Source organism: Bradyrhizobium sp. JR3.5, assembly GCF_054057015.1.
This window is the reverse complement of record NZ_JBSRYV010000001.1, coordinates 804,115-825,903: the sequence shown is the minus strand read 5'-3', so window position 1 is coordinate 825,903 and position 21,789 is coordinate 804,115. Positions and strand designations below refer to the sequence as shown.

Genomic DNA, 21,789 nt, shown 5'->3' with positions numbered 1-21,789 from the left:
GCCGCAACTCCGGACCAACTGACGACGCCCCCAATATAGGGGCGGCGCCGGCAAAATCCGAGTCTGCGGGAAGTGGAGGAAGCCGCCCCGAGCGGGCGTTACTGGCTGCGCTGCGCCGAGCCTCCGGGCTGCGTGGAGCTCCCGGTCTTGGTCTTCGGCTTGGCCGGATGGGCCGCCGCCTTCGGCGCATCGCTACGCACCGCGCCCCAGGGATCGGACGATCCCTTGGCATCCGGAATCTTGCTCAACGAGTCCTTGTAGGCCTTGTCGTTGATCGCGTCCCGTTCCTTCTCCTCCTGGGTCTTGGTCTTGACCTCAGGCATCAGATTGACGTTCGGCATTTGCGCATAGGCCGGCGCCGACAGCAGCACCGCAACCGCAACTGCGCTCAAAACTCTCATAAGAACGCTCCTTGCATTTTCGTCAGCGGTATATCACCCCAAGAAAGCCGCCGCCAAGCGCGCCCATCCCTGCCCTAGAGGTGGTCTGACTTGCAGGATTTCGGCGACTGCATCCAGTCGTCCCAGATCGGACCGCATCGCGTGCAGCCGGCGAGCGCAAGCCCGATCGCGATCACGCCGCCCAGCAATACCAACCTGCGGAACATGGACGCCCCCACCACTGACAAGGGGTAATTGGGCGCCAAAACTGGGGCATTTTCAAGCCGGGCACGGTGCTTGCTACGCAGCGCCCGCGCGCCCCCGAGCACAGCGCCGGCGCTGCGTCCGCGCGATGGTTTGACCGGACGGCCCCCCAAACTACACTGCGCAACAAAGCAGAAAAGGAATCGACGACATGACTTTGGCGATGAGCTGGGACGAATGGACGCGGCATGACGGGACGGCGCTCGCCGAGCGCGTCCGGAACGGCGAGCTGACGCCACGGGAGCTGGCGGCGCAGGCTGCCGCCGCCACAGCCAAGGTCGATCCCGCGCTCTCCGGCGTGGTCGAACTGTTCGACGACGTGATCGCCGATCCCGCGCGCGACGGCGCCGATCTCAAGGGCCCGTTCGCCGGGCTGCCCTTCCTGATGAAGGATCTCGGTCCCACGCTGAAGGGCCGGCTGCAGGAAATGGGTTCGCTGATGATGCGCGGCAACCGCGCCGCGGCCGACACCTTCCTGACCACGAAGCTGCGCAAGGCCGGTCTCAATTTGATCGGTCGCACCACCACGCCGGAGTTCGGGGTCTGCAGCTCGGCCGAGAACCCCGCGGTCTATGTCACGCGCAATCCCTGGAACACCGACTACACCACCTGCGGCTCGTCGGCCGGCAGCGCGGCGATGGTTGCCGCCGGCGCTGTCCCGATCGCGCATGCGACCGACGGCGGCGGCTCGATCCGGATTCCCGCCGGCGTCAACGGCAATATCGGGCTGAAAGTGTCGCGCGGCGTGTTCTCGCTCGCACCGCATCTGTCCGATCTCACAGGCCTCGTCTCGATCCAGGGCTGCCAGTCGCGCTCGGTGCGCGACACTGCAGCCTTCGTCGATAGCTGCCGTGGCCCGGCGCCCGGCGAGTTCATGCCGTTCTGGACACCGCCGGAGCCCTATACAGCGATGATCGCGCGCGACCCCGCCCGGCTCAAGATCGCGCTGTCGCACACATGGGGCGACTATCGCGCGACGCCGCACATCGCAGCCGAGCTCGAGCGGGTCGGCCGCTTCCTCGAGGGCCTCGGCCATCAGGTCGATTACGCGCTGCCATCGATCGACTATCGCGAAGCCTTCGCGGCGCAGACCACCTGCTACATCAGCAATTTCGCCGTCGTGATCGGCAACATGCTCGCGGCGCGCGGACTTGAGCGGCCCCCAGCGGACCTGATCGAGCCGATCAACATCCGCATTTGGGAGCATGGCCGCGACTTTAGCTTCGCCGACCGCGCCCGCATGCAGGCTGTCTTCAACACGACGGCGCGCGGCTTCGGCGCTTTCTTCGAGGACTGGGACATCATCCTGACGCCGGTCACCGCGTTGCCGACGCCGAAGATCGGCACCACGGAATATCTCACCATCAGCGACAACCCGTCGGTGCTGGACTGGTTCGGCAACCTCTGGCGCAACTTCGCCTTCACGCCGCTCGCCAACCTCTGCGGCATCCCGGCGATCTCGTTGCCGCTCGCAACCAACGAGCACGGCCTGCCGCTCGGCATTCAGGCGATCGGAAAGCAGGCCGATGACGGGCTGCTGCTGCAGCTCGCCGCCCAGATCGAACGGGCGATCGACGGCAAGTGGAATGACGGCAAGCGGCCTGGCGTGCATGTCACGCGCAACTAGGCAATATACAGCAAGCAAGAACATCAGCGGAGGGAACGGAACGTCATGCAGCAGGCCGGTGAATTCGGGATCGACGACGCCAAGCTGATGCTCGGCGATGTCTTTGCGCCCTGGGTCCAGGACCTCAACCTGTCGGTCGAGCGGTTCGACTTTGCGCCTCCGCCGGACGGCGCCGCTGACTGGCAGCCCGGAGCAATCCTGCGCATGCCGTTTTCCGAACGGCTGTGCCGTACCGGCGGCATCGTCTGCGGCCAGGCGCTGATGGCGTTCGCCGACACCGCGATGGTGCTGGCCAATCTCGCCGCCAACAAGGGCTATCGCCCGATGACGACGGTCGACCAGACCACGCATTTCATGCGCGCGGCGACCGCCTCCGACGTGCTGGCCGACGCGCGTGTGGTCCGACTCGGCCGCACCATGAGCTTCGGCCGCGTCACGCTGCTCTCCGCCACCGACAACAAGCCGGTGGCGATGGTATCGAGCGCGTTCGCGATGCTGCCGGGATAGAGCATGATCCCGAAAAGTGTGAAGCGGTTTTCCCTCGCGACAAACGCGAACGCGTTTGCGCGGGGATCATGCTCAAACCAGAAACGTTACTTGCCGAGCACCGCCTCGGCGGCGTTGACGATGCTGATGGTCGGGTTCTTTCCGCAATAGGTGCCGAACTTCTTGGCGTTCTCGACGAACACCTCGGTGTCGATGATCGCCTCGTCGGAATCGCCCTTGTACCAGCCGTCCATCCAGATCAGCACCATCTTGATGGTGTCGTCGCCGCCTTCAACGAACTGCTTGCAGGTCATGGTCGAGAGATCGAGGACGGTGGCATTGGCCGGCGCGGACGACAGCGCGAGCGCGGCGGCAAGCATGATCGAGGCAGTGATCTTCATCGCAATCTCCTTGGGCAATGATCTGAAATGAACAGGCGCCGGAAACCCAGCGCGTTCGCGACCTCGTAAGCGAAGCGTCGCGGCGAACGCAAGCATGACATCGCGCGCGTTTGTCCGCACGTCGTTTCGGTGCACGGATTGAGAATCGATGTCATGCAGCGGCGCGGCGCGCGCCGCCGAACTACGCCGCCTTGACGCGACGCCTCCTGCGCCAACGCCAGAGCAGTGCGACGAGCACGATCAGCGCCACACCGGCTGCGAGTGCCTTGACAGCAAACCGTCCGCCGGGACGATCGATCAGGCGCGTGAGAAGCGACACGCCCTCGCCTTGGCGCGGCAGGCGAAATGCCACCACGCTGTCGCCGATCGATGTGCCGCCCTCGGAATGGCCGCCGGCGCCGATGACGACATACTGCTCGCCCTTCCAGAGATAGGTCATCGGATTGGCGACGCCGGGCACCGGAAGCCGGCCGAGCCACAACTGCCGGCCCGACTTGACGTCGAACGCGCGCAGATAGGCATCCATCGCGCCGGTGAACACCACTCCGCCCGCGGTGATCGCGACGCCGCTGAGCAACGGCGTGCCGGTATTGAGCGCGATGCCGAGCGGCGCGAGATCCTCGCTGGTGCCGACCGTCGCATGCCAGAGGATCTTGCCGGCCTTGAGATCGACCGCCACCGTCTCGCCCCATGGCGGCTTGTTGCACGGCGACCCAACCCCCGTACTCGCCAGCGCCCGCGACATCGCAAACGGCGCACCCTGCTGCTGGCCGAAATCATGGCCGGGTGGCGGATTGAAGCCCTTGGCCTGGTCGCGTGGAATCAGCGTGATGACATGCGCCGCATGGCTGACATTGGCGAACAGGATCTGGTTGACCGGATCAAACGCCGCACTGCCCCAGTTCACACCGCCGCCGGTCATCGGATAGACGATCGTGCCCTGCGTCGACGGCGGCGTGTAAAGCCCCTCATTGCGGGATTGCGCGAGCAGCTTCTCGCAGGCCGCGCTCCCGACGCCCGGCAGCAGGCCGCCGACATCATCGGCCGTCATCCGCTGCGTCAACAGCGGCGGCACATGGGTCGGGAACGGCTGTGTCGGCGACAGTTTCTCACCCTCGGCGCCGTTCTGCGGCACCGCGCGCTCCTCGACCGGCCACACCGGCTTGCCGGTGTCGCGATCGAGCACGAACACAAAGCCCTGCTTGGTCGGCTGGATCACGACGTCGCGCATGCCGTTGCCAGTGTCGATCCGCGCCAGCGTCGGCTGTGCAGGCAAATCATAGTCCCAGACGTCGTGATGTACGGTCTGGAATGCCCATGCGTGCTCCCCGCTCTCGATGCGCAGCGCGACGACGGAATTGGCGTGCTCGTCATTGCCGGGACGCTTGCCGCCCCAGAAATCGGGGCTGGGCGATGTCGTCGGCAGGAACACCAGGCCCCGCTCCTCGTCCACCGACATCGGCGCCCAGACGTTGCTGTGGCCAGCCTCGACGCCGTCATGCACGAGCGGATCGAAGGTCCAGCGCGGCCGGCCGGTCCGCGCATCGAAGGCGCGCACCGCGCCGACCGGCGCATCGACCCGCCGGTTGTCGCCGATCGCGGATCCGACCACGACCACGCCGCGCCCCGTCACCGGCGCCGACGTGATCTGAAACTCGCCCGGCCACTCCAGCTTCATTCCGGCGTCGATCTTGATCTCGCCATTGTTGCCGAAATCGGCGCAGGGCTTGCCGGTCCTGGCATCGAGCGCGATCAGGCGCGTGTCATTGGTGCCGGTGAAGATGCGTGACTTGCAGGCCGCACCATCAGCGGCACGATCATCGGTCCAGTGCGCGACGCCACGGCAAACAAAGCGGTTGGCCGGCCGCTGCGCCATGCTGATCTTCGGATCGAACCGCCATTTCTGCGCACCGGTGCCGGGATCGAGCGCGATCACCTCGTTGAACGGCGTGCAGAAGATCAGGCTGTCTTCGACGAACAACGGCGTCACTTCGAACTTGGTGCGCTTCATGACCTCGGGCGGACGCGTGTCGAGATCGCCGGTGCGGAATTCCCAGCCGCGCACCAGCGTGCCGACATTGTCCGATGTGATCTGCGTGAGCGGCGAGAAGCGCTGTCCCCCGCGGTCGCCGCCCCAATACTCCCAGGCGAGCGCCGGCTGTACGCACAGCACCAGCGCGGCAAGCAGGCGAAACAGCGACCGCATTGCGTCCTCCCGCGAAATGCGATCATCAAACGCCGCATCTCATGCGGGGAAAGCCTTTACGCGATTGGCGCGTCAGTATCCACCCCTGCGAAAGCCGCCGCCATAACCGCCGCGATAGCCACCGCCGCCGATGCCAATCCCGATTCCGATCGGCGGCCCGACCGGCTCGTAGACCACGGCCGGAGGCGGCCGCCGCACGACCACGACGTCGTCCTCGACCACGACGCGCGGCGGGCGCTTGCCGGCGCGCCGCGGCGGATCGGGATCGGCACGTTTCTTCACGGGCGCTGCGGCTCTCTGCTGCTCCTGCGGCGGCGCGGCGTTGCAGGGACAGGTCGGCGCCGCCAGCGCGACGTTGGTCGCGGGCACACTGAGCGCTAAGGCCGGCGTCAGATCGCGACGGTAGCGCAACCGTTCGATCATCTTGCGCGCGGTCGTTGTCAGATCGCTGTCGGGGTACAGCACGAGGAAGCTGCGATAGGCCGCCGCCGTGTTGGCGAGAATGGCGTTGTTCCAAGCCACCATGCGGCGATGCCGGTCGAGCCAGTCGCGCGCCTGCAGGCCGCGTGGCGTGCCGGCGAAGATCGCGGCGAAGGCTTCATAGGCTTCATCGGTGCCGTCGACCACCATCAGTTCGTTTGCAGCCTCGATCGGCTTGCCCTGCAATTCGCGCTTCCATTCGTCGACGGTGCGCTTGGCCGCGGCCGGCTCCGGCGTGGCCGCGGGCGACGCTGACGTACCTGCCATGAATCGGAAATCGTCGGTGAGCGACGAGGAGTCCCACGGCGTCTGACGGCCGTCGGTCGCCTTGTTCACCGCGAGGCGGACGCGCTTGAAGGTGTCCTCGATCGGAATTCCCGGCTCCTTCGCCGAGGCCAGCAGTGCAGTGGTGTAAGGGCTGTTGGCGCCGCTGCCATCCTCGGCTTCGGCGCCCGGTGACGTCGAGAACGAGACAAAGGTGCCGGGCGCGCCGATCTTGGCATCAACGATGGCCAGCCCATGCCCGGCGGTCTTGCTGAGTTCCGGGAAAGGATTGTTGCGGCAGGCATCGAGCAGCACGATGCGCATCCGGCTCGGCACCGAGGTCAGCGTGTTCAGGATGTCGTTGAGGCGAACCGCCTGGATCGGGATGTCGGCCTCGCGCTTCGGATCGACATCGACCGGCACCAGATAGTTCTCGCCATCGATCTGCAGGCCATGCCCGGCATAGAACACCAGCGCCACGGTGTCGGCGCCCTTCGCAGCGACCTGGCCGGCGAAGTCGCTGATCCTTGCGCGCATCTCGTCCTGCGACAGATCCGATGCCGTGGTCACGGCAAAGCCGGCATCGGTCAGCATCTGTGACATGGCCCTGGCGTCGTTGGCCGGATTGGGCAGCGCGGGCACCGACTTGTAGGCGGACTGCCCGATCACCAGCGCCAGACGGCTTTCCGCCAATGCCGGCACGGCACCGAACAGGATCGCTGCCGGAACGATCAGGCTGAGGACGGAACGGCGAAGCATGGCGGCCTCCGACAATGACATCGGAGATGGGTCGATAGCCGTCAGGTGAAGGTTCATGCCGTGCGGCAATCTGCTGCCGCCGACACCGGTTCTCACGCCGTAATTGTCGCAGGGATGGGCCCGGCTATTTCGGCTTCTTGGCTGGATCGGCGGGCGGCTTGGTGACGCCCCAGGGATCGTATTTCTCCTTGGGCTCGGGGATACGATCGAGTGCGGCCTTATAGGCCTTCTCGTCGATCTGGGGTTTCTTCTCCGTCTTCTTGTCGTCGCCCCCGCCGCCTCGCCGGCCCTGGGCCAGGGTCGGTGTCGCAATCAGCGCCAGAATGACGGCAGCAACCGTGAAGCTTTTCATGTCAGTCTCTCTCCCCCCGCAGCCGTAGAAACATCCGGCAACACCTCTACCCCAAGATAGCTAGTCGCTCGACATTTGTTGATTGACAAAGCGCCGCGCGATGCGAATTCAGCGCCACCAGGGGGGCGCAATATGGGCGGCGGCACATTAAATTAACTCAATGGGACAGGGACAAGTACAAGTGGCGGCGCTGCTGGCCGGCGTCGCCTTGATGTTGAGCGGCTGCGGGCTGGCGGACAGCCACGCGGTATGGCCTGACATGTTGAAGGTCAAGGCCACCGAGCCGGCGCCGCTCGAGACGCCTCCGGACGTCAAGCGGCTGGTGGCCGGCAAGCTGGATTCGGTGTTCACCGCCGGCTCGCAGCCGACCCATGTGCGGGTCTCCGCTCCGCTGCACGACCCCCGCGGCACCGGCTGGACCGCCTGCGTGCGCGCCGAACTGACTTCGGTGATCGGCAAGCCGCTCGGGACGCAGACCTATCGCGTCTTCATCAATGACGGCGCGATCTTCGATCGCCGGCAGGTGGAGGCCGACGACAACTGCGTGACCGAGACTTACGAACCGGTCGAAAGCTCGGTTCAGGAAGCGCAGCGAAGTCTCAAGCCGTAGCATTTGACGCACTGTCCCGGCGTGAGCCCGCACAGCGCGAGCGCCGCGCTCGTGACGGCGGTATGCTGAACGCCCCGTTAATATGACCGCTCAAATTGCCGGATGACCTCAACGGCATTTTCCATTTCTTTCCGCTAGCGTTGTCCGTGATGAACGTAAGGCTAATCAGCTTGCCGACCGGGGAAACATGGGACGTGGCCCGATATTGCTGACCAGGCAATGATCCGCCGAGCATCGCGCACGGATGCCACGGATGATCGCGCGTTGCCGCCGCTGTCGGCTGCCTCGGTCGGCGCATGGCGGGCGCTTGCCGAGCGCGCGATCGAGGCTAATGGCTACTACCAGCCCGACTGGGAATTGGCGGTCGATGCCTCCGCGCGCGGCCGCACCGGCGCATCCCTGCTCAGCGCCACCGGCGATGCCGGGCAATTGATCGGGCTGCTGCCGGTCGTGCCTTTGCGGCGAATCTACCGGATCCCCCTGCCCGCGCTGGTCGGCTCCGAACCCTACGGCACGCTGTGCACACCGCTGCTCGACCGCAATGCCGCCGAGCAGGCCGCCGGCAAGATCCTGCAGCAGGCACGCAATGCGGGTGCGCACGCACTGATCCTGCGCACCATGTCGCTCGAGGGCCCGGTCATGGCGGCGATCCGCGCGGTGCTCGCGCGCGACGGCTTGCAGCCGCGCGTGCTGAGCGCGCTCGCGTATCAGCGCGCGCAACTCGATGCGACGCGCGATGCCGATGAATTGCTGCGCGACGCGCTCGGGCCCAAGAAGCTGAAGGAGTTGCGCCGGCAGCGCCATCGCCTGTCCGACCACGGCGCGGTGCGCTTCGACGTCGCCCGCACACCGCGCGACGTTGCGGCGGCGCTCGAGACTTTCCTTGCGCTCGAAGCCGGCGGCTGGAAGGGCCAGCGCGGCACCGCGCTCAGCCAGCATGCCGGCGACGCAACCTTCATCCGCCGCGCGACCTCGGCGCTGGCCGAGACCGGCCGCTGCGAGATCGTCACGCTGCATGCGGGCGGCACGGCGGTCGCCGGCGGCATCGTGGTGCGCCATCAGGACCGCGCCTTTTTCTTCAAGATCGGCATCGACGAACGCTTTGCGAAGCATTCGCCGGGCGCACAATTGACGCAGGAACTGACGCGCCATCTCTGCGCCGATCCCGCGATCAATTCGGCCGACTCCACCGCGGCGCCCGGCCATCCCATGATCGACCCGATCTGGCGCGGCCGCTTCGCGATCGGCGACGTGCTGCTGCCGCTGCGGCGGCGCGATCCGCTGGTCGCCGCCGTTCATGCCGCGCTGACCCTGAACAATCTCGGCTACGAGGCCGCGCGCAATGCCGTCCGCTTCATCCGCGACCGGCGCGGCAAGCCCGGATAACACAGCCTCTTGCACGAGCCCGCGCGAACCGAGGCGGCCTCCTTCACCGCGGCCCATGGTTTACCTTTTCGTAGCCATGCAGACACATCAAGAAACAATAAGTTCCCGCCGTCAGGTCGGTGTCAGCTGGCCCTTCTAGCTTTGCGGCGCGCTGTTTCTCAGGCAGCGCACGCCCTTGCCTGGAAAGCTTCATCTGATGGAAACATCGGGTGAGGCTTTCTGCCGGCTTTACGCCCCGTGCCCGACCATCCTCTGTGTCACTGCAGCGGCGAATGCGGGGCCGGCAGCATGATGGTCGAGTGCATCTCCTCGAGCAGCTGCGTCCCCTTGCCCAGGAATTCCAGCCAGGCCGGATCCTTCATCGCCCCGCCGCGCGCCGCGGCGCGGGCGTTGAGATCGGGATAGGCCCAGATGTGGCAGACCTCGTTGGGCTGCCCGGAATCGGTATGCCAGAGGCCGACGATTTTGGAATATTTCTCGCGCTCCGGCAGCACGCCCGTGATCAGATCGAGCCATTGCTTGACGCCGCCGAGCGGCTTGGCGCGATAGTTGCGGAATTCGTAGATGTTGCCCTTGGTGGCAGGCGCCACCGGCGGAATGATCGCATTCAGCAGCCGGACCTCCTGGCGCACCAAGAGCGGACGGATCGCCGGAATGTACTCGCCGGTCCAGCGCGAATTCTTCGCAAGCTCGGCACGCAGCCGGGCCCGCTCGTTGAGATCGGCGTAGCTCCACATGTGCATGACCTGATTGAGCGGCCCGATCTCGGTGATCCAGTAGCCTTCCAGCTTGCCGAAATTGTCGGCGCGGATGTCGCGCGAGATCGTGCTCGCCGCCTTCACCATCTCGCCGACGGCTCCCGGACGTACCGTGTAGGTGCGCAGCTCATAGATCATAATGGTCTCCCTGGTTGTTTCCGATGGATCGTGTGGGCAAACGAAAAAGCCCGGCATGAGCCGGGCTTTCGTGAACGATTGCGGACTACTCGGCCGCCTGCGCGTTGATCTCGGCCGAGACCTCGCGGATGGCGCGGGCGAGTTGCTCGGCCGGCTGGGCGCCGGACACCGCGTATTTCTGCGCGAATACGAAGGTCGGCACGCCCGAAATTCCCTTCTCGGAGGCTTCCTGCGCTTGCGCGGACACCAGTGCCACATCCTCATCGGTGGCAAGGCGCTTGCGCACGTCGTCGGCATCGAGCCCGACATCGGCTGCCGCCTGCACCAGCACATTGGTATCGGTGAGATCGCCGCCGTCGCGGAAATACAGCTCCATCAGCCGCTGCTTCATCTCGGCCGCCTTGCCCCTGGCCTCGGCCCAGTGGATCAGGCGATGGGAGTCGATCGTGTTGGGCTGCCGCTTGACGAGCTCGGGATGGTAGGTCAGCCCCTCCTCATTGGCGGCGGCGACCACGCGGCCGGCAATGCCCTTGTAGGCATCGACCGAGCCGAACTTGGCGGTGAGATATTCCTCGCGGCTGATGCCCTCGCGCGGCACCCAATTGTTGAGGAAGAACGGCCGCCAGTGCACTTCGACCGGCACGTCGGGCACCAGCTTGAGCGCATCCTCGATGCGATGCTTGCCGATGTAGCACCAGGGGCAAACGACGTCGGAGACGATATCGAGGCGAAGCGGTTTCAGATCGCTCATGGCAGGGTTCCCGGCGGAATTGGAACCCCAAAAGTAGGCCGAAAGCGCCCCGAGACAAGCCGCTATTTCATACTGGCTGCCATCTGCCGCATCCGCTCGGCGGTCAGCTCGTCGGCCGGGAAGAAGGTCTCCAGCGCCAGTTCCTGCAGCGTGATGTCGACTGGGGTGCCGAACACCATGGTGGTCGAGATGAAGCTCAATATCTCGCCATTGAGGCGGAGCTTGAACGGGAGCGCGACGTTGTTGTCGGGGGTGATCGGGGCGGCCCGCGCCGGGATCGGATAGGACTTCAAGTCCTGGTAGAGCTTGAGCAGCTCCGGATCTGCCGTTGCCTCGCACTGCCGATGCAGCCGCTCCAACAGATGCGCTGCCCATTCCGCCAGGTTCACGGTGCGCGGCGCCAGGCCCTCCGGGTGGAACGCCAGCCGCAGGATGTTGAAGGGCTGGCCGAGCAGCCGCTGCGGCACGCCCTCGAGCAGCGGCGCCACCATCCGGTTGGCGGAGACCAGATTCCAGTGCCGGTCATAGGCCAGCGCCGGATTGGGCTCATGCGCCTTCAGCACCAGATTGATCGCCTCGCGCGCCGATTTCAGCGCGGGATCCTCCAGCGAGCGTTGCGGGAATGCGGGTGCGAAACCCGCGGCGACCAGCAGCACGTTGCGTTCGCGTAGGGGCACGTCGAGGCGCTCCGCCAGTTTGAGGACCATGTCGCGCGACGGCGCCGAACGGCCGGTCTCGACGAAGCTCAAATGCCGCGCCGAGATCTCGGCATCGACGGCAAGGTCGAGCTGGCTGAGATGGCGGCGCTGCCGCCACTCGCGCAGGTGCTCGCCGATCAGGACGGGTTTCGCGGGCTCGGCCCGCGCCATGGATGCGTGTGCGTTCATGGTGCAAAACCTACCATGCGAAATTCGCGCGTTCCATTACGCCTGAGGTAATCGAATTGGCGCGCGGGCCGGCTCATCTTCCACGACACAGGAGATGACCATGCTGATGCTGTCCCTTATCCGCGCCTTTGCCGTCCTGATCCCGTGGCTGGTCCATCCGGCCACCTGGCTGGTCGCGCGCTCGCTCAACATGCCCCAGCCGATCGTGCACGACACCGGCATGTTCGTGTTCGCGCAGGTCTATGCGGTGGAGATGAGGGTCGGCAAGGCGCTCTGCCCGTTCCGCCTGTGGCGTCAGCTGCAGTCCCTGATGCGCTGAAAACCCATCCCAACCCGAGGAGACACTGCCATGATCCATTCGTCCCAACTGCTGCGCCGCGCCCTGCTTGCCGATGCGGTGTTCAGCGGCATATCCGCCATCGCGATGGTGCTCGACACCGGCGCGCTGGCCTCGCTGCTCGGCCTGCCGGACGCGCTGCTGCGCGAGACCGGGCTGTTCCTGATCGCCTATACCGCGCTGGTCGGCTGGCTCGGCGCGCGAACCTCGCTGCCGAAGGGACCCGTGATCCTCGTGGTCGCCGGCAACGCGGCCTGGACGCTTGCCAGCATCGCGCTGCTGCTCTCGGGCGCGGTGTCGCCGAACCTCGTCGGGACCATCGTGATCCTCGCCCAGGCGATCGCCACCGGCGTGTTCGCCGAGCTGCAATACATGGGCTTGCGGAAGAGCGAGGGTGTGGTGGCGGCGTAACGGCTGCTGCCTGCTGTGATTGCGGGCGAAGCGAAGCGATCCATCGAGCCGCATGTGCGGAAGCATGGATTGCTTCGTCGCTTCGCTCCTCGCAATGACGGGGTCGGAGTGCGACCTTACTGCACCGCCCCAGCCTCGCTTCGCCGAAATCTCTCGCCAACACCGAGCATCACGCCCTGCCCGCTGGCGACGCCCATCTCGAGGCTCGAGGCGATGCGCCGCGCGCGCTCGATGAAATGAAGCGCTGCGACCGGCGGGCACAGTTCATGCGCCGTCGCCTCGAACAGTTCGAGCCAGCGGTCGAAATGCGCGGCATCGACCGGCAGCGGCATGTGCTTGACCATCGGCGTGCCGTGATAGCGCCCGGTCATCAGCGCGACCGACGACCAGAACGCGCACATCTGGGCCAGATGCGGCTCCCAATTCGTAATCCTGGCCTCGAACACCGGCCCGATCATCGGGTCCTTGCGGACCTTGGCGTAGAAGGCGTGCACCAGGCGCTCGATCATGGCCTCGGTGATCCCGGTCCGCGCGACAATCTCGGCAGTGATCTGCTCGCGGCGCTCTGCTCCTGTCATGCCTCACATCCTAAATAGGTATTTTAAATGCCTATTTAGATTGCTATAGCGGATCCGCCAAGTGCTGATTTCGAAGGGCTTCCATGCGCCTGACATCATTCACGGATTTTGCGCTGCGCGCGCTGATGCGGCTGGCCGGCGAGCCGGACCGCACATTCGCGACCAGCGAGATCGCGGCCGAGTTTGGCATTTCCCGCAATCACCTCGCCAAGGTGGTACGCGACCTCGCCGAGGCCGGCTTCATCGCGACCCAGCGCGGCGCCGGCGGCGGATTTTCGCTGGCGCGCGCCCCGCAGGCGATCACGCTCGGCGAGGTGGTGCGCGCGCTCGAAGGCGGCAGCGCGCTGGTGGAATGTTTCAGGGATGATGGCGGCGATTGCGTGCTGCTGCCACGCTGCCGCCTGAAGGCGAGGCTCGCGGCGGCCCGCGAGGCCTTCATGCGCGAACTCGACGGAACCACGCTCGCCGAATGCGCCTATCTGCCGCGTCCCGCGCGCCATCAGGCACGCGCGTCATGACGATCGTCAACAGGATCGGTTTCGGAACTCAGGCATGCACCATCCGCGCGGCGCCGCGCTTTGAAGGGACCGCCCGCTTGCCGGCAGCGGCCGTCAGGCTGTGACCGTTGAGGTGCTTGCCGTTCAAGGCCTTGCCATTCAGAGCCTTGCCATTCAGAGCCTTGCCATTCAGAGCCTTGCCGTTCGGGGCCTTGCTATTCAGCGCCGTGCCATTCAGCATCTTGCCGTTGCCGAGCTTGCCGTTGGCTTTGGCAGCTTTCTTCGCGCTGGACTTCCTCTGCCTGGCCCGCATTTCAGCGAGCTTCTCGGCCTCGCGCTTGGCTTTCCGCTCGGCCCTTTCCTTCAGCCGCAGCCGCTCCGCCCTCGCCTCGGCGCGCTTCTTCTTGCGCTTCTTCTCGCAGGCATCGCACTTGCAGCCGATCGGCTTCAGATAGGCTTTGAAATAGTCGGTTCCGTAATCGTAGTTGATCTCGTCGCCCGGCTCGATGTCCTTGATGGCGCGGATGAACACCTTGCGCTTGCGTGGCTTGACGTCAGATTCCGCGTTCGGCCGGCAGGCGTGGTTGATGTAGCGGGCGACGTTCTGGCGGATCGAGCCGTCGATGGTCCATCGATTGGTGAGCTCGAACAGATATTTGTTCTCGATCGCGTCCTCATCCTTCTTCTTCGAGTCGAGCAACGGCCCGAAATAACGGATGATCTTGGTGCCTTTCTTGATCGGCTTGGTGGCGAAAAGGCCAAGGCCAGTACGGGAACGGCCGACGCGATAGGGCTTTTGCGATGATGATGCGGGCATGACGATCGAAGCTAAGGCACGCAAGGTGCACGCGACAGAAGTTGCGAAGCCGCCCTTCTAGGACGATTCCGCGCGCCTGTCAGGTGTTTCCCGCGTGTCTGTTGAACCTTCCCCAGATTGCATAAGTCAGACACAAAGTAACGTCCGGATCGCAGGTTTCCCCCGATGAAATACCTTGCTTTTGCAACAGCTGTGATGGCGCTCGCCAGCGCAAATCCTGGTCAGGCCGGCGCCCAAACGATCAGCAGCAGCTATACGTCGACCGCGCCGAAGGCCTGCCGGATGATCGGCAGGCCCAACGAGGAGGACGGCAGCACCACGAGGGTTTGCCCGGGAAGATCCGGCCTTGTGGTGCTGATCAACGAGGGCGATCTGCGCGAAGTGGTGTCGGTCGGCCGAAACCGCGCGGCGGCAGCCAGGGAACCGGCGGCGCAGGCCTGGTTCGGTCCGTTCAGCTCGACCGGCGACACGGTCGAATGGCGTGCCGCAGGCAGCAAGCCCTTCGCGATCATTCAGCGCTGGCAGATCGCCGACAGCAGCGAGCAGGACAAGCGCGGCGGCCCGGTCTCACGGGCAATGCTCGTCGTGACGCGGCTACCGCCAGGCGAGGTCTGTCACGTCGCCTATGTCGACGTTGCCGCCAATCCCAATGCCAATGAGCTGGCGCGGCAGGCCGCCGACGATTTCGCCCGCGATTTCAAATGCGGCGCGGACACGGTGAAGACGATCGGACAGAGCGGCCGCTCGACGTTGCTTGTGCAGCGCTAGCCATTCAACACTGCTTCGCATTGCCTTTCAGCATCGCCTCGAACAGCATGTCGAGCGTGCTGCCCTGTGGCATCCGGTTGAGCACGTCGGTCAGGCGTCCATCCAGCAGCAGCATCGTGAAGCCATGGACCAGCGACCACGCGCGCACGATCGCCGCGGCCTGATCGAGCGACAGCGCTCTCTCCTGGATCTGCTCGTGACGGCTCTCGCCGATCGAACCGGCGAGCCCGGCGAACGAAATATTGGCCGCCTCATGCAGCGAAGGCCTCGACATATCGAGCCGCTCGGTGCGGAACATCAGCCCGTACATGCCGGGATGCGCCTGCGCATAGGCGACATAGGCCTTGGCGCGCGCCAGCCCCTTCTCGATCGCGGTGGCGCCGCTGGCGCCGGCCGCAATCATCGCCGCGTTGAACTGGCGAAAGCCGATCGCCGCAAGCTCGCTGACGAGGCCGGTGAGATCGCCGAAATGATGCGTGGGCGCGGCGTGCGACACCCCGGCCTCGCGCGCTACCGCTCGCAGTGTCAGCCCCGCGAGCCCGTCACGCTCGAGCACGCGCTCGGCGGCCTTGAGCAGCGCCTCGTGCAGATCGCCATGATGATACGGCGTGTCATTGGCCCGGCCCCGCGGTGCCGGACGATCGGCGGCGGCACGCGCAATCCGCCGCCCCGGAGCCCGTGCCGGGCGAGCCGCCTTGTTTTCTTTGGATAATCTTGCCATGCGGCCCTTATATGTCGCAATTTTTACACTGTAAAGATTTTGCTTGACGATCGATGGCCTCATCCCTACTGATATCTTTACGATGTAAAGATGATCATGCAGGCAGATGCGGAATGCTCGACCAGGTCACCTCCAACACGGCGCGGACCAATCTGGCGCCGATCCCGTTTGAAGCCGATGCGCCATTCCTGAAGGTCACAGGCGAATTGCCGCGCGAGCTGAACGGCACCCTGTACCGCAACGGTCCCAATCCGCAGTTCGAGGCGCCGGGCGCGCACTGGTTCGTCGGTGACGGCATGCTGCACGCCTTCCATCTAGAGAACGGCCGCGCCAGCTACCGCAACCGCTGGGTCCGCACCCCGAAATGGCAGGCCGAGCACGACGCCGGCCGCGCGCTGTTCGGCGGCTTCGGCCGCAAGCTGCCGGACGCCCCTGCCGACATCACGACCGACGGCGGCGTCGCCAACACCAACATCATCTTCCATGGCGGCCGCCTGCTCGCGCTCGAGGAAGGCCATCTGCCGACCGAGATCGAGCCCGGCACGCTCAATCGCCTTGGCTATTGCGACTACAAGGGCGCGATATCGGGCCCCTTCACCGCGCATCCCAAGATCGATCCGGTGACCGGCGAGATGGTGTTCTTCGGCTACAACGCCGCGGGCCCGCTGACGCCGGCGCTGTCGTTCGGCGCGGTGAGCTCGTCCGGCGTGGTGACGCGGTTCGAACGCTTCGAGGCGCCCTATGCCAGCATGGTGCATGACTTCATCGTCACCGAGAACCATGTGCTGTTTCCGATCCTGCCGATCACCGGCAGCATGCAGCGCGCGATGCGCGGACAGGCGCCCTACGCCTGGGAGCCCGAGAAGGGCGCCTATGTCGGTGTGATGAAGCGCAGCGGCGCGTCAAAGGACATCGTCTGGTTCCGCGCCGAGACCTGCTACGTTTTCCATGTCATGAACGCGTGGGAGGATGGCAACCGCATCATCGCCGACGTGATGCAGTTCGAGGAAGCGCCGCTGTTCAACCATCCTGACGGCTCGCAGACCGACCCGAAAAAGAATCGCGCGCGCTATTGCCGCTGGACGTTCGACCTTTCCGGCAATACCGACCGCTTCACGCAGACCTATCTCGACGACCTCACCGGCGAATTCCCCCGCGTCGACGATCGCCGCGCGGGATTTGCGAGCAATCACGGCTGGTACGCCTGCGCCAACCCCGATCTGCCGATGTTCGGTGCGCTGTCGGGCATCGTGCATGTCGACGGCCGCGGCAAGCGCCTCGGCCACTACCTCCTGCCCGCCGGCGACACCATCTCCGAGCCTGTGTTTGTCGAGCGCGGTGCCGACGCCGCGGAAGGCGATGGCTGGCTGCTCGCGGTGGTCTGGCGTGCCCACGAGAACCGCAGCGACCTCGCCGTCTTCAACGCCACCGACGTCGAGGCTGGCCCGACCGCGCTGGTTCATCTCGGCCACCGCGTGCCCGATGGCTTCCACGGCAATTGGGTGGGGGCGGAGTAGCGGCGCGTCACTTCAGGCGTGTGAATACCCAGTCTCTCCACTCGTCATGCCCGGGCTTGTCCCGGGCATCCACGTCTCGGTCACCATTCGCGCAAAAGACGTGGATGGCCGGGACAAGCCCGGGCATGACGACTGCGAGCAACCCCAGCGAGCCATCACCACCGACGCAACAGATCGAAATGACTAGTTTTTTTTGAGACGATAATCTCGATTTTGACAGTGTAAAGATTTCGCTTGACGTCCCCTCTGCCTGCCTCTAGGTTATCTTTACGATGTAAAGATCAGCCTTCGAGGCTCCCAATGACGATCTTCCTGATCCTCGCCCCTTACGGCGCCTACGCCACGCTGATGCTGGTGACCTCGGCCACGGTGAGTTTGCTCGCTGCCGCGCTGATCTGCCTTGCCGTCATCGCGTTCGATATTGCGCGCGGCCGCAGTATCAAGATCCTCGGCGTCGGTTCGGTGATCGTGTTCACCGCAGTCGGCAGCTACCTCACCTTCGTCGATGCGACGCCAAGCACCATCGCGGTGAAGATCGCCGTCGATGCCGGCATCCTGCTGGTGTCGTTCGCATCGATCCTGATCGGCCATCCGTTCACGCGGCAATATGCGCTCGAACAGGTCGATGCCGAGACCGCGAAGCAGCCGGGCTTCATCACAGCCAACTACCTGATCACCGGAGCCTGGACCGCTGCGACGCTGCTGATGATGATCGGCAACATTGCGGTGCTCTATGTGCCGGCCCTGCCGCTGTGGACCGGCCTCTTGATCGCCTTCGCTGCGCGCAACGCCGCGGTGTGCTTCACGCGCTGGTATCCGCAATATCGCGCGGCCAAGGATGGGGCGCCGCCGGCCGGCGCGCTGCCGTCACGCTGAACGCCACATATCAAGATCACAACGATCATCTCGAGGAAACGGAAAGCATGACGATGAAGAGCGTATTTGCCAGGCTCGCGAGCGACTTCCTGTCCACCATCGTATTCCTCGTGGTCTATCTCGCCACCGACAATGTCCTGATCGCTACCGCTGTTGCGATCGTGGGTGCGATTGCGCAAGTGGTGTATGCGCGCGTCAAGGGACAGGCGCTCGGCTACATGACCTGGGCGAGCCTTGGGCTGGTGATCGTGCTCGGCGGCGCGACGCTGCTCACCAACGATCCGCGCTTCGTGCTGGCGAAGCCTGCGATCGGCCACATCGCGATCGGCGCGATCATGCTCAAGCGCGGCTGGATGCTGCGCTATCTGCCGCCGATCGTGACCGAGACCATTCCGGAATACGCCACCCTCGCCGGCTACGCGTGGGCCGTGCTGATGTTCGTCCTCGCCGCCGGCACCATCGCAATCGCAGCGACCGGCGACATGAAGCTGTGGGCGTTCTACGTGTCGGTGGTGCTGGTCGGCGCCAAGATCGCGGCCTTCGCGATCCAGTACGTCGCTTTCCGTTTCCTGGTCGGCAACCGGCTGCGCGCCGCCGCCCGCGCCTGATCGCCGCAGCCGCGAACTAGGCGTGCGCGGCAAGATAGGCTATACCTGCGCACGCTTTTTAACCGGAGGGGAGACATCAATGGCGGTGGACGGAAACTGGAATCTCACGATGACCACGCCGATGGGCGAGCGCAAGGCGACGCTGTCGCTGGCGGAGCTCGGGCGGCACGCTCACCGGTACGCAAGGTGCCGAGGGCAACTCCACCGAAATCTTCGACGGCACCGTGAACGGCGACAGCGTCGCCTGGAAGGTCTCCATCACCAATCCGATGCCGCTGACGCTCGAATTCTCCGGCACGGTCTCCGGCGACGGCATCTCCGGCGAGATGGGCATCGGCCCGATGGGCAGCTTCCCCTTCACCGGCACGCGGGCGTAACCGCTCTGGCTTTTTGTCTTGACGCGTTTTCTTCAAGCGAACCGGTGTCCACTTCGCTCGAAAACGCCTTAGAACCAGATCTGCATCGGCAGATCATGTCCATCCAGCGGCTGCGGTCTCTCGGGAACGCAGCCGCTTGGTTGATGAGCGGCCAAAGCCACCGCGCAGGCATCCAGCACGTCGTCACGCTTCGCGCCGGTGCCGATCCGCGTCTCGGTAAGCCAGCGGTCGATCTCGCGAAAGCCTGATCGCTTCAGCAGCCCGCGGCGGAGCGCATCGCCCTCCTCCGACTTCTTGCGCGGCAATGGCATGCTACCGTTCAGCCGCAGGAACACCAGTTCGGGATGCACCTCGCGGAGGTCGCGTGCGGGGTTCGCGCGCACGAACGCGTCGACCTCCATGATCTTGTTACCGAGATGCCAGAGTTGGCGCGAGACGCGGGTCTGGCCGCGGCGCAGTGCTTCACGGTTCGCAGCGTCGGGATCGCGAAACTCCTGCCACAGCCAGCGCCGTGCCCCGGTGAAGACGCGCGAGGTGTGCGGGCGCAGCTGCTCGCGCGCGAGACGATCACAATCGCGCTCGCCGTCCTCGGTCATGCCGATCGGGATATCGATTCCGGCGCGATCGAACGGACGCGCCAGCGCATCCGCGATATCGCCGTGAAAGGAAATCGTGCGCTGGTCGCCGTCGATGGTGACGGCGACCCAGCCTCTGGAAAATCCGTCGAGGCCGATTGCCCTCAACCCAGATTCAATTCCTTGAAGAAGTCATTGCCCTTGTCATCGATGATGATGAAGGCCGGGAAGTCGACCACCTCGATGCGCCAGATCGCTTCCATGCCGAGCTCGGGATACTCGACCACCTCGACCTTCTTGATGCAGTGCTCGGCGAGATTCGCTGCCGCGCCGCCGATCGAGCCGAGATAGAAGCCGCCGTGCTTCTTGCAGGCCTCGCGCACCGCGACCGCGCGGTTGCCCTTGGCGACCATCACCATCGATCCGCCCGCGGCCTGGAACTGGTCGACGAAGGAATCCATGCGGCCGGCGGTGGTCGGGCCGAACGCGCCGGAGGCGTAGCCATCGGGCGTCTTGGCGGGGCCGGCATAATACACCGGGTGGTTCTTGAAATAGTCCGGCAGCGGCTCGCCCTTCTCCAGCCGCTCGCGCAGCTTGGCGTGGGCGGAGTCGCGCGCCACGATCATGGTGCCGGTCATCGAGACGCGGGTCTTGATCGGATATTGCGACAGCGTCGCGAGGATATCCTTCATCGGCTTGTTGATGGTCGATCTTGACGACCTCGCCGCCGAGCGACTGCTCGACCGCGGGCAGATACTGCGCCGGATTGTGCTCGAGCTCCTCGAGATAGACGCCATCCTTGGTGATCTTGCCGAGCACCTGGCGGTCCGCCGAGCAGGAGACGCCGAGCCCGATCGGCAGGGAGGCGCCGTGGCGCGGCATCCGGATCACGCGCACGTCGTGACAGAAATACTTGCCGCCGAACTGCGCGCCGACGCCGAGCGACTGCGTCATCTTGAGGATTTCCTGCTCCATCTCGAGATCGCGGAATGCGTTGCCGTCGGCCGAGCCGTGGGTCGGCAGCGCGTCGAGATAGCGCGCCGAGGCAAGCTTCACGGTCTTCATGCAGAGCTCGGCCGAGGTGCCGCCGATCACGATCGCCAGGTGATAGGGCGGACAGGCCGCGGTGCCGAGCGTCAGCACCTTCTCCTTCAGGAAGGCGAGCAGGCGGTCCCTGGTCAGCACCGAGGGCGTCGCCTGGAACAGGAAGCTCTTGTTGGCGGAGCCGCCGCCCTTGGCCATGAACATGAACTTGTAGGCGTCGTCGCCCTCGGCGTAGATCTCGCACTGCGCCGGCATGTTGTTGGCGGTGTTCTTCTCCTCATACATCGACAGCGGCGCGACCTGCGAATAGCGCAGGTTGCGCCGCAGATAGGCGTCGCGCGCGCCTTCGGAGAGCGCAGCCTCGTCGTCACCGTCGGTGATGACGTTGCAGCCCTTCTTACCCATGATGATCGCAGTGCCGGTGTCCTGGCACATCGGCAGCACGCCGCCGGCCGCGATATTGGCGTTCTTCAGGAAATCAAATGCGACGAACTTGTCGTTGTCGCTGGCTTCCTTGTCCTCGAGGATCGAACGCAGCTGCTTCAAATGGCCCGGCCGCAGATAGTGGTTGATGTCGCCGAAGGCGGCCTCGGACAGCGCCCGCAGCGCCTCCCGCGACACCACCAGCATGTCCTTGCCCAGCACCTTCTCGACCCGGACGCCCTCGCTCGTCACCTTCTTGTAGGGTGTGGTGTCGGCACCCAGCGGGAACAGCGGGGTGTGCTTGTAGGGCGGAACGGGCTTCTGCTGGTCGGGGAAGGCGGAGGGGGCGTTCATGAGCTGCTCTTTGGGCTTGCAGGTCGGGTTCGAAAGTCCGGTCCGGCCGCGGGGCCGCCGGAATGTAGAGCCGTTCTAAGCCTTTTTCGGACAAAGGAAAGGGAAGCCGGCCGCCTTCCAGCCATGCACGGGACCGG

At 65.2% G+C, this 21,789-nt stretch carries 24 protein-coding genes and 2 pseudogenes; 12 read left to right on the top strand and 14 right to left on the bottom strand.

Annotated features, from left to right (window positions below; all coding sequences use genetic code 11):
• Positions 1-98: 98 nt before the first annotated feature.
• Together ACVWW1_RS04055 and ACVWW1_RS04050 are read right to left on the bottom strand one after the other, a co-directional pair.
• A complete protein-coding gene (locus ACVWW1_RS04055; protein ID WP_456654941.1) occupies positions 99-401 on the bottom strand; it encodes a hypothetical protein in 303 nt (100 codons plus the stop codon).
• A 74-nt stretch (positions 402-475) separates the two neighbouring features.
• Positions 476-607 carry a peptidylprolyl isomerase gene (locus tag ACVWW1_RS04050; protein ID WP_171947645.1) on the bottom strand — a complete coding sequence of 44 codons (132 nt, stop codon included), beginning with the start codon at positions 605-607 and terminating at the stop codon, positions 476-478.
• 188 nt (positions 608-795) lie between these two features.
• On the opposite strand from ACVWW1_RS04050, the gene ACVWW1_RS04045 reads away from it, so the two are divergent.
• Positions 796-2,271 carry an amidase gene (locus ACVWW1_RS04045; RefSeq protein ID WP_456654940.1) on the top strand — a complete coding sequence of 492 codons (1,476 nt, stop codon included), beginning with the start codon at positions 796-798 and terminating at the stop codon, positions 2,269-2,271.
• Between the two features lie 45 nt (positions 2,272-2,316).
• Entirely contained in the window at positions 2,317-2,778 is a 462-nt protein-coding gene (locus ACVWW1_RS04040; protein WP_456654939.1) for a PaaI family thioesterase, read from the top strand.
• Positions 2,779-2,864: 86 nt separating this feature from the next.
• On the opposite strand, the gene ACVWW1_RS04035 is transcribed toward ACVWW1_RS04040, so the two are convergent.
• From ACVWW1_RS04035 to ACVWW1_RS04020, 4 genes are all read right to left on the bottom strand, one after another.
• Complete coding sequence (locus tag ACVWW1_RS04035) at positions 2,865-3,158, bottom strand: HdeA/HdeB family chaperone (protein ID WP_092125797.1); 294 nt, start codon at positions 3,156-3,158, stop codon at positions 2,865-2,867.
• Between the two features lie 181 nt (positions 3,159-3,339).
• On the bottom strand, positions 3,340-5,364 hold the full coding sequence (locus tag ACVWW1_RS04030; protein WP_456654938.1) for a pyrroloquinoline quinone-dependent dehydrogenase: 2,025 nt from the start codon (positions 5,362-5,364) through the stop codon (positions 3,340-3,342).
• A 72-nt stretch (positions 5,365-5,436) separates the two neighbouring features.
• On the bottom strand, positions 5,437-6,867 hold the full coding sequence (locus ACVWW1_RS04025) for a caspase family protein (protein WP_456654937.1): 1,431 nt from the start codon (positions 6,865-6,867) through the stop codon (positions 5,437-5,439).
• Between the two features lie 124 nt (positions 6,868-6,991).
• Positions 6,992-7,219: a hypothetical protein gene (locus tag ACVWW1_RS04020; RefSeq protein ID WP_456654936.1), complete on the bottom strand. Its 228-nt coding sequence runs from the start codon at positions 7,217-7,219 to the stop codon at positions 6,992-6,994.
• 181 nt (positions 7,220-7,400) lie between these two features.
• Here ACVWW1_RS04020 and ACVWW1_RS04015 point away from each other — a divergent pair, with 181 nt between their 5' ends.
• The gene (locus tag ACVWW1_RS04015) at positions 7,401-7,829 is read left to right on the top strand and encodes a hypothetical protein (RefSeq protein WP_456654935.1); all 429 of its coding nucleotides are present in this window, start codon (positions 7,401-7,403) and stop codon (positions 7,827-7,829) included.
• Positions 7,830-8,048: 219 nt separating this feature from the next.
• On the top strand, positions 8,049-9,215 hold the full coding sequence (locus tag ACVWW1_RS04010) for a GNAT family N-acetyltransferase (RefSeq protein WP_456654934.1): 1,167 nt from the start codon (positions 8,049-8,051) through the stop codon (positions 9,213-9,215).
• A gap of 257 nt (positions 9,216-9,472) precedes the next feature.
• Here the strand turns inward: ACVWW1_RS04010 and ACVWW1_RS04005 are convergent, their stop codons facing one another.
• The 3 genes from ACVWW1_RS04005 to ACVWW1_RS03995 form a co-directional block, all read right to left on the bottom strand.
• A complete protein-coding gene (locus ACVWW1_RS04005) occupies positions 9,473-10,111 on the bottom strand; it encodes an NIPSNAP family protein (protein ID WP_456654933.1) in 639 nt (212 codons plus the stop codon).
• Positions 10,112-10,196: 85 nt separating this feature from the next.
• A complete protein-coding gene (locus ACVWW1_RS04000; protein WP_456654932.1) occupies positions 10,197-10,862 on the bottom strand; it encodes a DsbA family oxidoreductase in 666 nt (221 codons plus the stop codon).
• Between the two features lie 62 nt (positions 10,863-10,924).
• Complete coding sequence (locus ACVWW1_RS03995; RefSeq protein ID WP_173637522.1) at positions 10,925-11,749, bottom strand: helix-turn-helix domain-containing protein; 825 nt, start codon at positions 11,747-11,749, stop codon at positions 10,925-10,927.
• Between the two features lie 94 nt (positions 11,750-11,843).
• Between ACVWW1_RS03995 and ACVWW1_RS03990 the strand changes: the two genes are divergently transcribed.
• Positions 11,844-12,068, top strand: a complete 225-nt coding sequence (locus tag ACVWW1_RS03990; protein ID WP_456654931.1) for a hypothetical protein — start codon at positions 11,844-11,846, stop codon at positions 12,066-12,068.
• Positions 12,069-12,098: 30 nt separating this feature from the next.
• Positions 12,099-12,497: a hypothetical protein gene (locus tag ACVWW1_RS03985; protein ID WP_456654930.1), complete on the top strand. Its 399-nt coding sequence runs from the start codon at positions 12,099-12,101 to the stop codon at positions 12,495-12,497.
• A gap of 116 nt (positions 12,498-12,613) precedes the next feature.
• On the opposite strand, the gene ACVWW1_RS03980 is transcribed toward ACVWW1_RS03985, so the two are convergent.
• Entirely contained in the window at positions 12,614-13,075 is a 462-nt protein-coding gene (locus ACVWW1_RS03980) for a group III truncated hemoglobin (protein WP_456654929.1), read from the bottom strand.
• A gap of 83 nt (positions 13,076-13,158) precedes the next feature.
• Between ACVWW1_RS03980 and ACVWW1_RS03975 the strand changes: the two genes are divergently transcribed.
• Positions 13,159-13,593, top strand: coding sequence for an RrF2 family transcriptional regulator (locus ACVWW1_RS03975; RefSeq protein ID WP_456654928.1), 435 nt, complete (start codon positions 13,159-13,161; stop codon positions 13,591-13,593).
• Positions 13,594-13,621: 28 nt separating this feature from the next.
• Here ACVWW1_RS03975 and ACVWW1_RS03970 read toward each other — a convergent pair whose 3' ends face one another.
• The gene (locus ACVWW1_RS03970; RefSeq protein WP_456654927.1) at positions 13,622-14,389 is read right to left on the bottom strand and encodes an SET domain-containing protein; all 768 of its coding nucleotides are present in this window, start codon (positions 14,387-14,389) and stop codon (positions 13,622-13,624) included.
• Between the two features lie 195 nt (positions 14,390-14,584).
• Here ACVWW1_RS03970 and ACVWW1_RS03965 point away from each other — a divergent pair, with 195 nt between their 5' ends.
• Positions 14,585-15,157, top strand: coding sequence for a hypothetical protein (locus tag ACVWW1_RS03965; protein WP_456654926.1), 573 nt, complete (start codon positions 14,585-14,587; stop codon positions 15,155-15,157).
• Positions 15,158-15,161: 4 nt separating this feature from the next.
• Here ACVWW1_RS03965 and ACVWW1_RS03960 read toward each other — a convergent pair whose 3' ends face one another.
• The gene (locus ACVWW1_RS03960) at positions 15,162-15,878 is read right to left on the bottom strand and encodes a TetR/AcrR family transcriptional regulator (protein WP_456654925.1); all 717 of its coding nucleotides are present in this window, start codon (positions 15,876-15,878) and stop codon (positions 15,162-15,164) included.
• 113 nt (positions 15,879-15,991) lie between these two features.
• Here ACVWW1_RS03960 and ACVWW1_RS03955 point away from each other — a divergent pair, with 113 nt between their 5' ends.
• The 4 genes and pseudogenes from ACVWW1_RS03955 to ACVWW1_RS03940 all read left to right on the top strand — a co-directional run bounded on the left by ACVWW1_RS03955 (position 15,992) and on the right by ACVWW1_RS03940 (position 19,256).
• A complete protein-coding gene (locus ACVWW1_RS03955) occupies positions 15,992-17,395 on the top strand; it encodes a carotenoid oxygenase family protein (RefSeq protein WP_456654924.1) in 1,404 nt (467 codons plus the stop codon).
• Between the two features lie 300 nt (positions 17,396-17,695).
• Positions 17,696-18,271 carry a hypothetical protein gene (locus tag ACVWW1_RS03950; RefSeq protein WP_456654923.1) on the top strand — a complete coding sequence of 192 codons (576 nt, stop codon included), beginning with the start codon at positions 17,696-17,698 and terminating at the stop codon, positions 18,269-18,271.
• 53 nt (positions 18,272-18,324) lie between these two features.
• Positions 18,325-18,879, top strand: coding sequence for an inner membrane-spanning protein YciB (locus ACVWW1_RS03945; RefSeq protein ID WP_456656615.1), 555 nt, complete (start codon positions 18,325-18,327; stop codon positions 18,877-18,879).
• A 79-nt stretch (positions 18,880-18,958) separates the two neighbouring features.
• A pseudogene (locus ACVWW1_RS03940) lies at positions 18,959-19,256 on the top strand (hypothetical protein).
• A gap of 68 nt (positions 19,257-19,324) precedes the next feature.
• Here ACVWW1_RS03940 and ACVWW1_RS03935 read toward each other — a convergent pair.
• Positions 19,325-19,999 carry a DUF429 domain-containing protein gene (locus tag ACVWW1_RS03935; protein WP_456654922.1) on the bottom strand — a complete coding sequence of 225 codons (675 nt, stop codon included), beginning with the start codon at positions 19,997-19,999 and terminating at the stop codon, positions 19,325-19,327.
• Positions 19,996-21,652: pseudogene (locus ACVWW1_RS03930) on the bottom strand (fumarate hydratase). The gene ACVWW1_RS03935 and the pseudogene ACVWW1_RS03930 overlap by 4 nt, the downstream one beginning before the upstream one ends.
• Positions 21,653-21,789: the final 137 nt, after the last annotated feature.

Excerpts from the sequence above, each read along its gene's own strand:
- ACVWW1_RS04040 (WP_456654939.1), top strand. The coding sequence starts at position 2,317 with ATGCAGCAGGCCGGTGAATTCGGGATCGACGACGCCAAGCTGATGCTC.
- ACVWW1_RS04035 (WP_092125797.1), bottom strand. The coding sequence starts at position 3,158 with ATGAAGATCACTGCCTCGATCATGCTTGCCGCCGCGCTCGCGCTGTCG.
- ACVWW1_RS03975 (WP_456654928.1), top strand. The coding sequence starts at position 13,159 with ATGCGCCTGACATCATTCACGGATTTTGCGCTGCGCGCGCTGATGCGG.
- ACVWW1_RS03995 (WP_173637522.1), bottom strand. The coding sequence starts at position 11,749 with ATGAACGCACACGCATCCATGGCGCGGGCCGAGCCCGCGAAACCCGTC.
- ACVWW1_RS03985 (WP_456654930.1), top strand. The coding sequence starts at position 12,099 with ATGATCCATTCGTCCCAACTGCTGCGCCGCGCCCTGCTTGCCGATGCG.
- ACVWW1_RS04055 (WP_456654941.1), bottom strand. The coding sequence starts at position 401 with ATGAGAGTTTTGAGCGCAGTTGCGGTTGCGGTGCTGCTGTCGGCGCCG.
- ACVWW1_RS04000 (WP_456654932.1), bottom strand. The coding sequence starts at position 10,862 with ATGAGCGATCTGAAACCGCTTCGCCTCGATATCGTCTCCGACGTCGTT.
- ACVWW1_RS04020 (WP_456654936.1), bottom strand. The coding sequence starts at position 7,219 with ATGAAAAGCTTCACGGTTGCTGCCGTCATTCTGGCGCTGATTGCGACA.
- ACVWW1_RS03955 (WP_456654924.1), top strand. The coding sequence starts at position 15,992 with ATGCTCGACCAGGTCACCTCCAACACGGCGCGGACCAATCTGGCGCCG.
- ACVWW1_RS03945 (WP_456656615.1), top strand. The coding sequence starts at position 18,325 with ATGAAGAGCGTATTTGCCAGGCTCGCGAGCGACTTCCTGTCCACCATC.
- ACVWW1_RS03990 (WP_456654931.1), top strand. The coding sequence starts at position 11,844 with ATGACCATGCTGATGCTGTCCCTTATCCGCGCCTTTGCCGTCCTGATC.
- ACVWW1_RS04050 (WP_171947645.1), bottom strand. The coding sequence starts at position 607 with ATGTTCCGCAGGTTGGTATTGCTGGGCGGCGTGATCGCGATCGGGCTT.
- ACVWW1_RS03950 (WP_456654923.1), top strand. The coding sequence starts at position 17,696 with ATGACGATCTTCCTGATCCTCGCCCCTTACGGCGCCTACGCCACGCTG.
- ACVWW1_RS03960 (WP_456654925.1), bottom strand. The coding sequence starts at position 15,878 with ATGGCAAGATTATCCAAAGAAAACAAGGCGGCTCGCCCGGCACGGGCT.
- ACVWW1_RS03980 (WP_456654929.1), bottom strand. The coding sequence starts at position 13,075 with ATGACAGGAGCAGAGCGCCGCGAGCAGATCACTGCCGAGATTGTCGCG.
- ACVWW1_RS04025 (WP_456654937.1), bottom strand. The coding sequence starts at position 6,867 with ATGCTTCGCCGTTCCGTCCTCAGCCTGATCGTTCCGGCAGCGATCCTG.
- ACVWW1_RS04030 (WP_456654938.1), bottom strand. The coding sequence starts at position 5,364 with ATGCGGTCGCTGTTTCGCCTGCTTGCCGCGCTGGTGCTGTGCGTACAG.
- ACVWW1_RS04045 (WP_456654940.1), top strand. The coding sequence starts at position 796 with ATGACTTTGGCGATGAGCTGGGACGAATGGACGCGGCATGACGGGACG.
- ACVWW1_RS03970 (WP_456654927.1), bottom strand. The coding sequence starts at position 14,389 with ATGCCCGCATCATCATCGCAAAAGCCCTATCGCGTCGGCCGTTCCCGT.
- ACVWW1_RS04005 (WP_456654933.1), bottom strand. The coding sequence starts at position 10,111 with ATGATCTATGAGCTGCGCACCTACACGGTACGTCCGGGAGCCGTCGGC.
- ACVWW1_RS04010 (WP_456654934.1), top strand. The coding sequence starts at position 8,049 with ATGATCCGCCGAGCATCGCGCACGGATGCCACGGATGATCGCGCGTTG.
- ACVWW1_RS03965 (WP_456654926.1), top strand. The coding sequence starts at position 14,585 with ATGGCGCTCGCCAGCGCAAATCCTGGTCAGGCCGGCGCCCAAACGATC.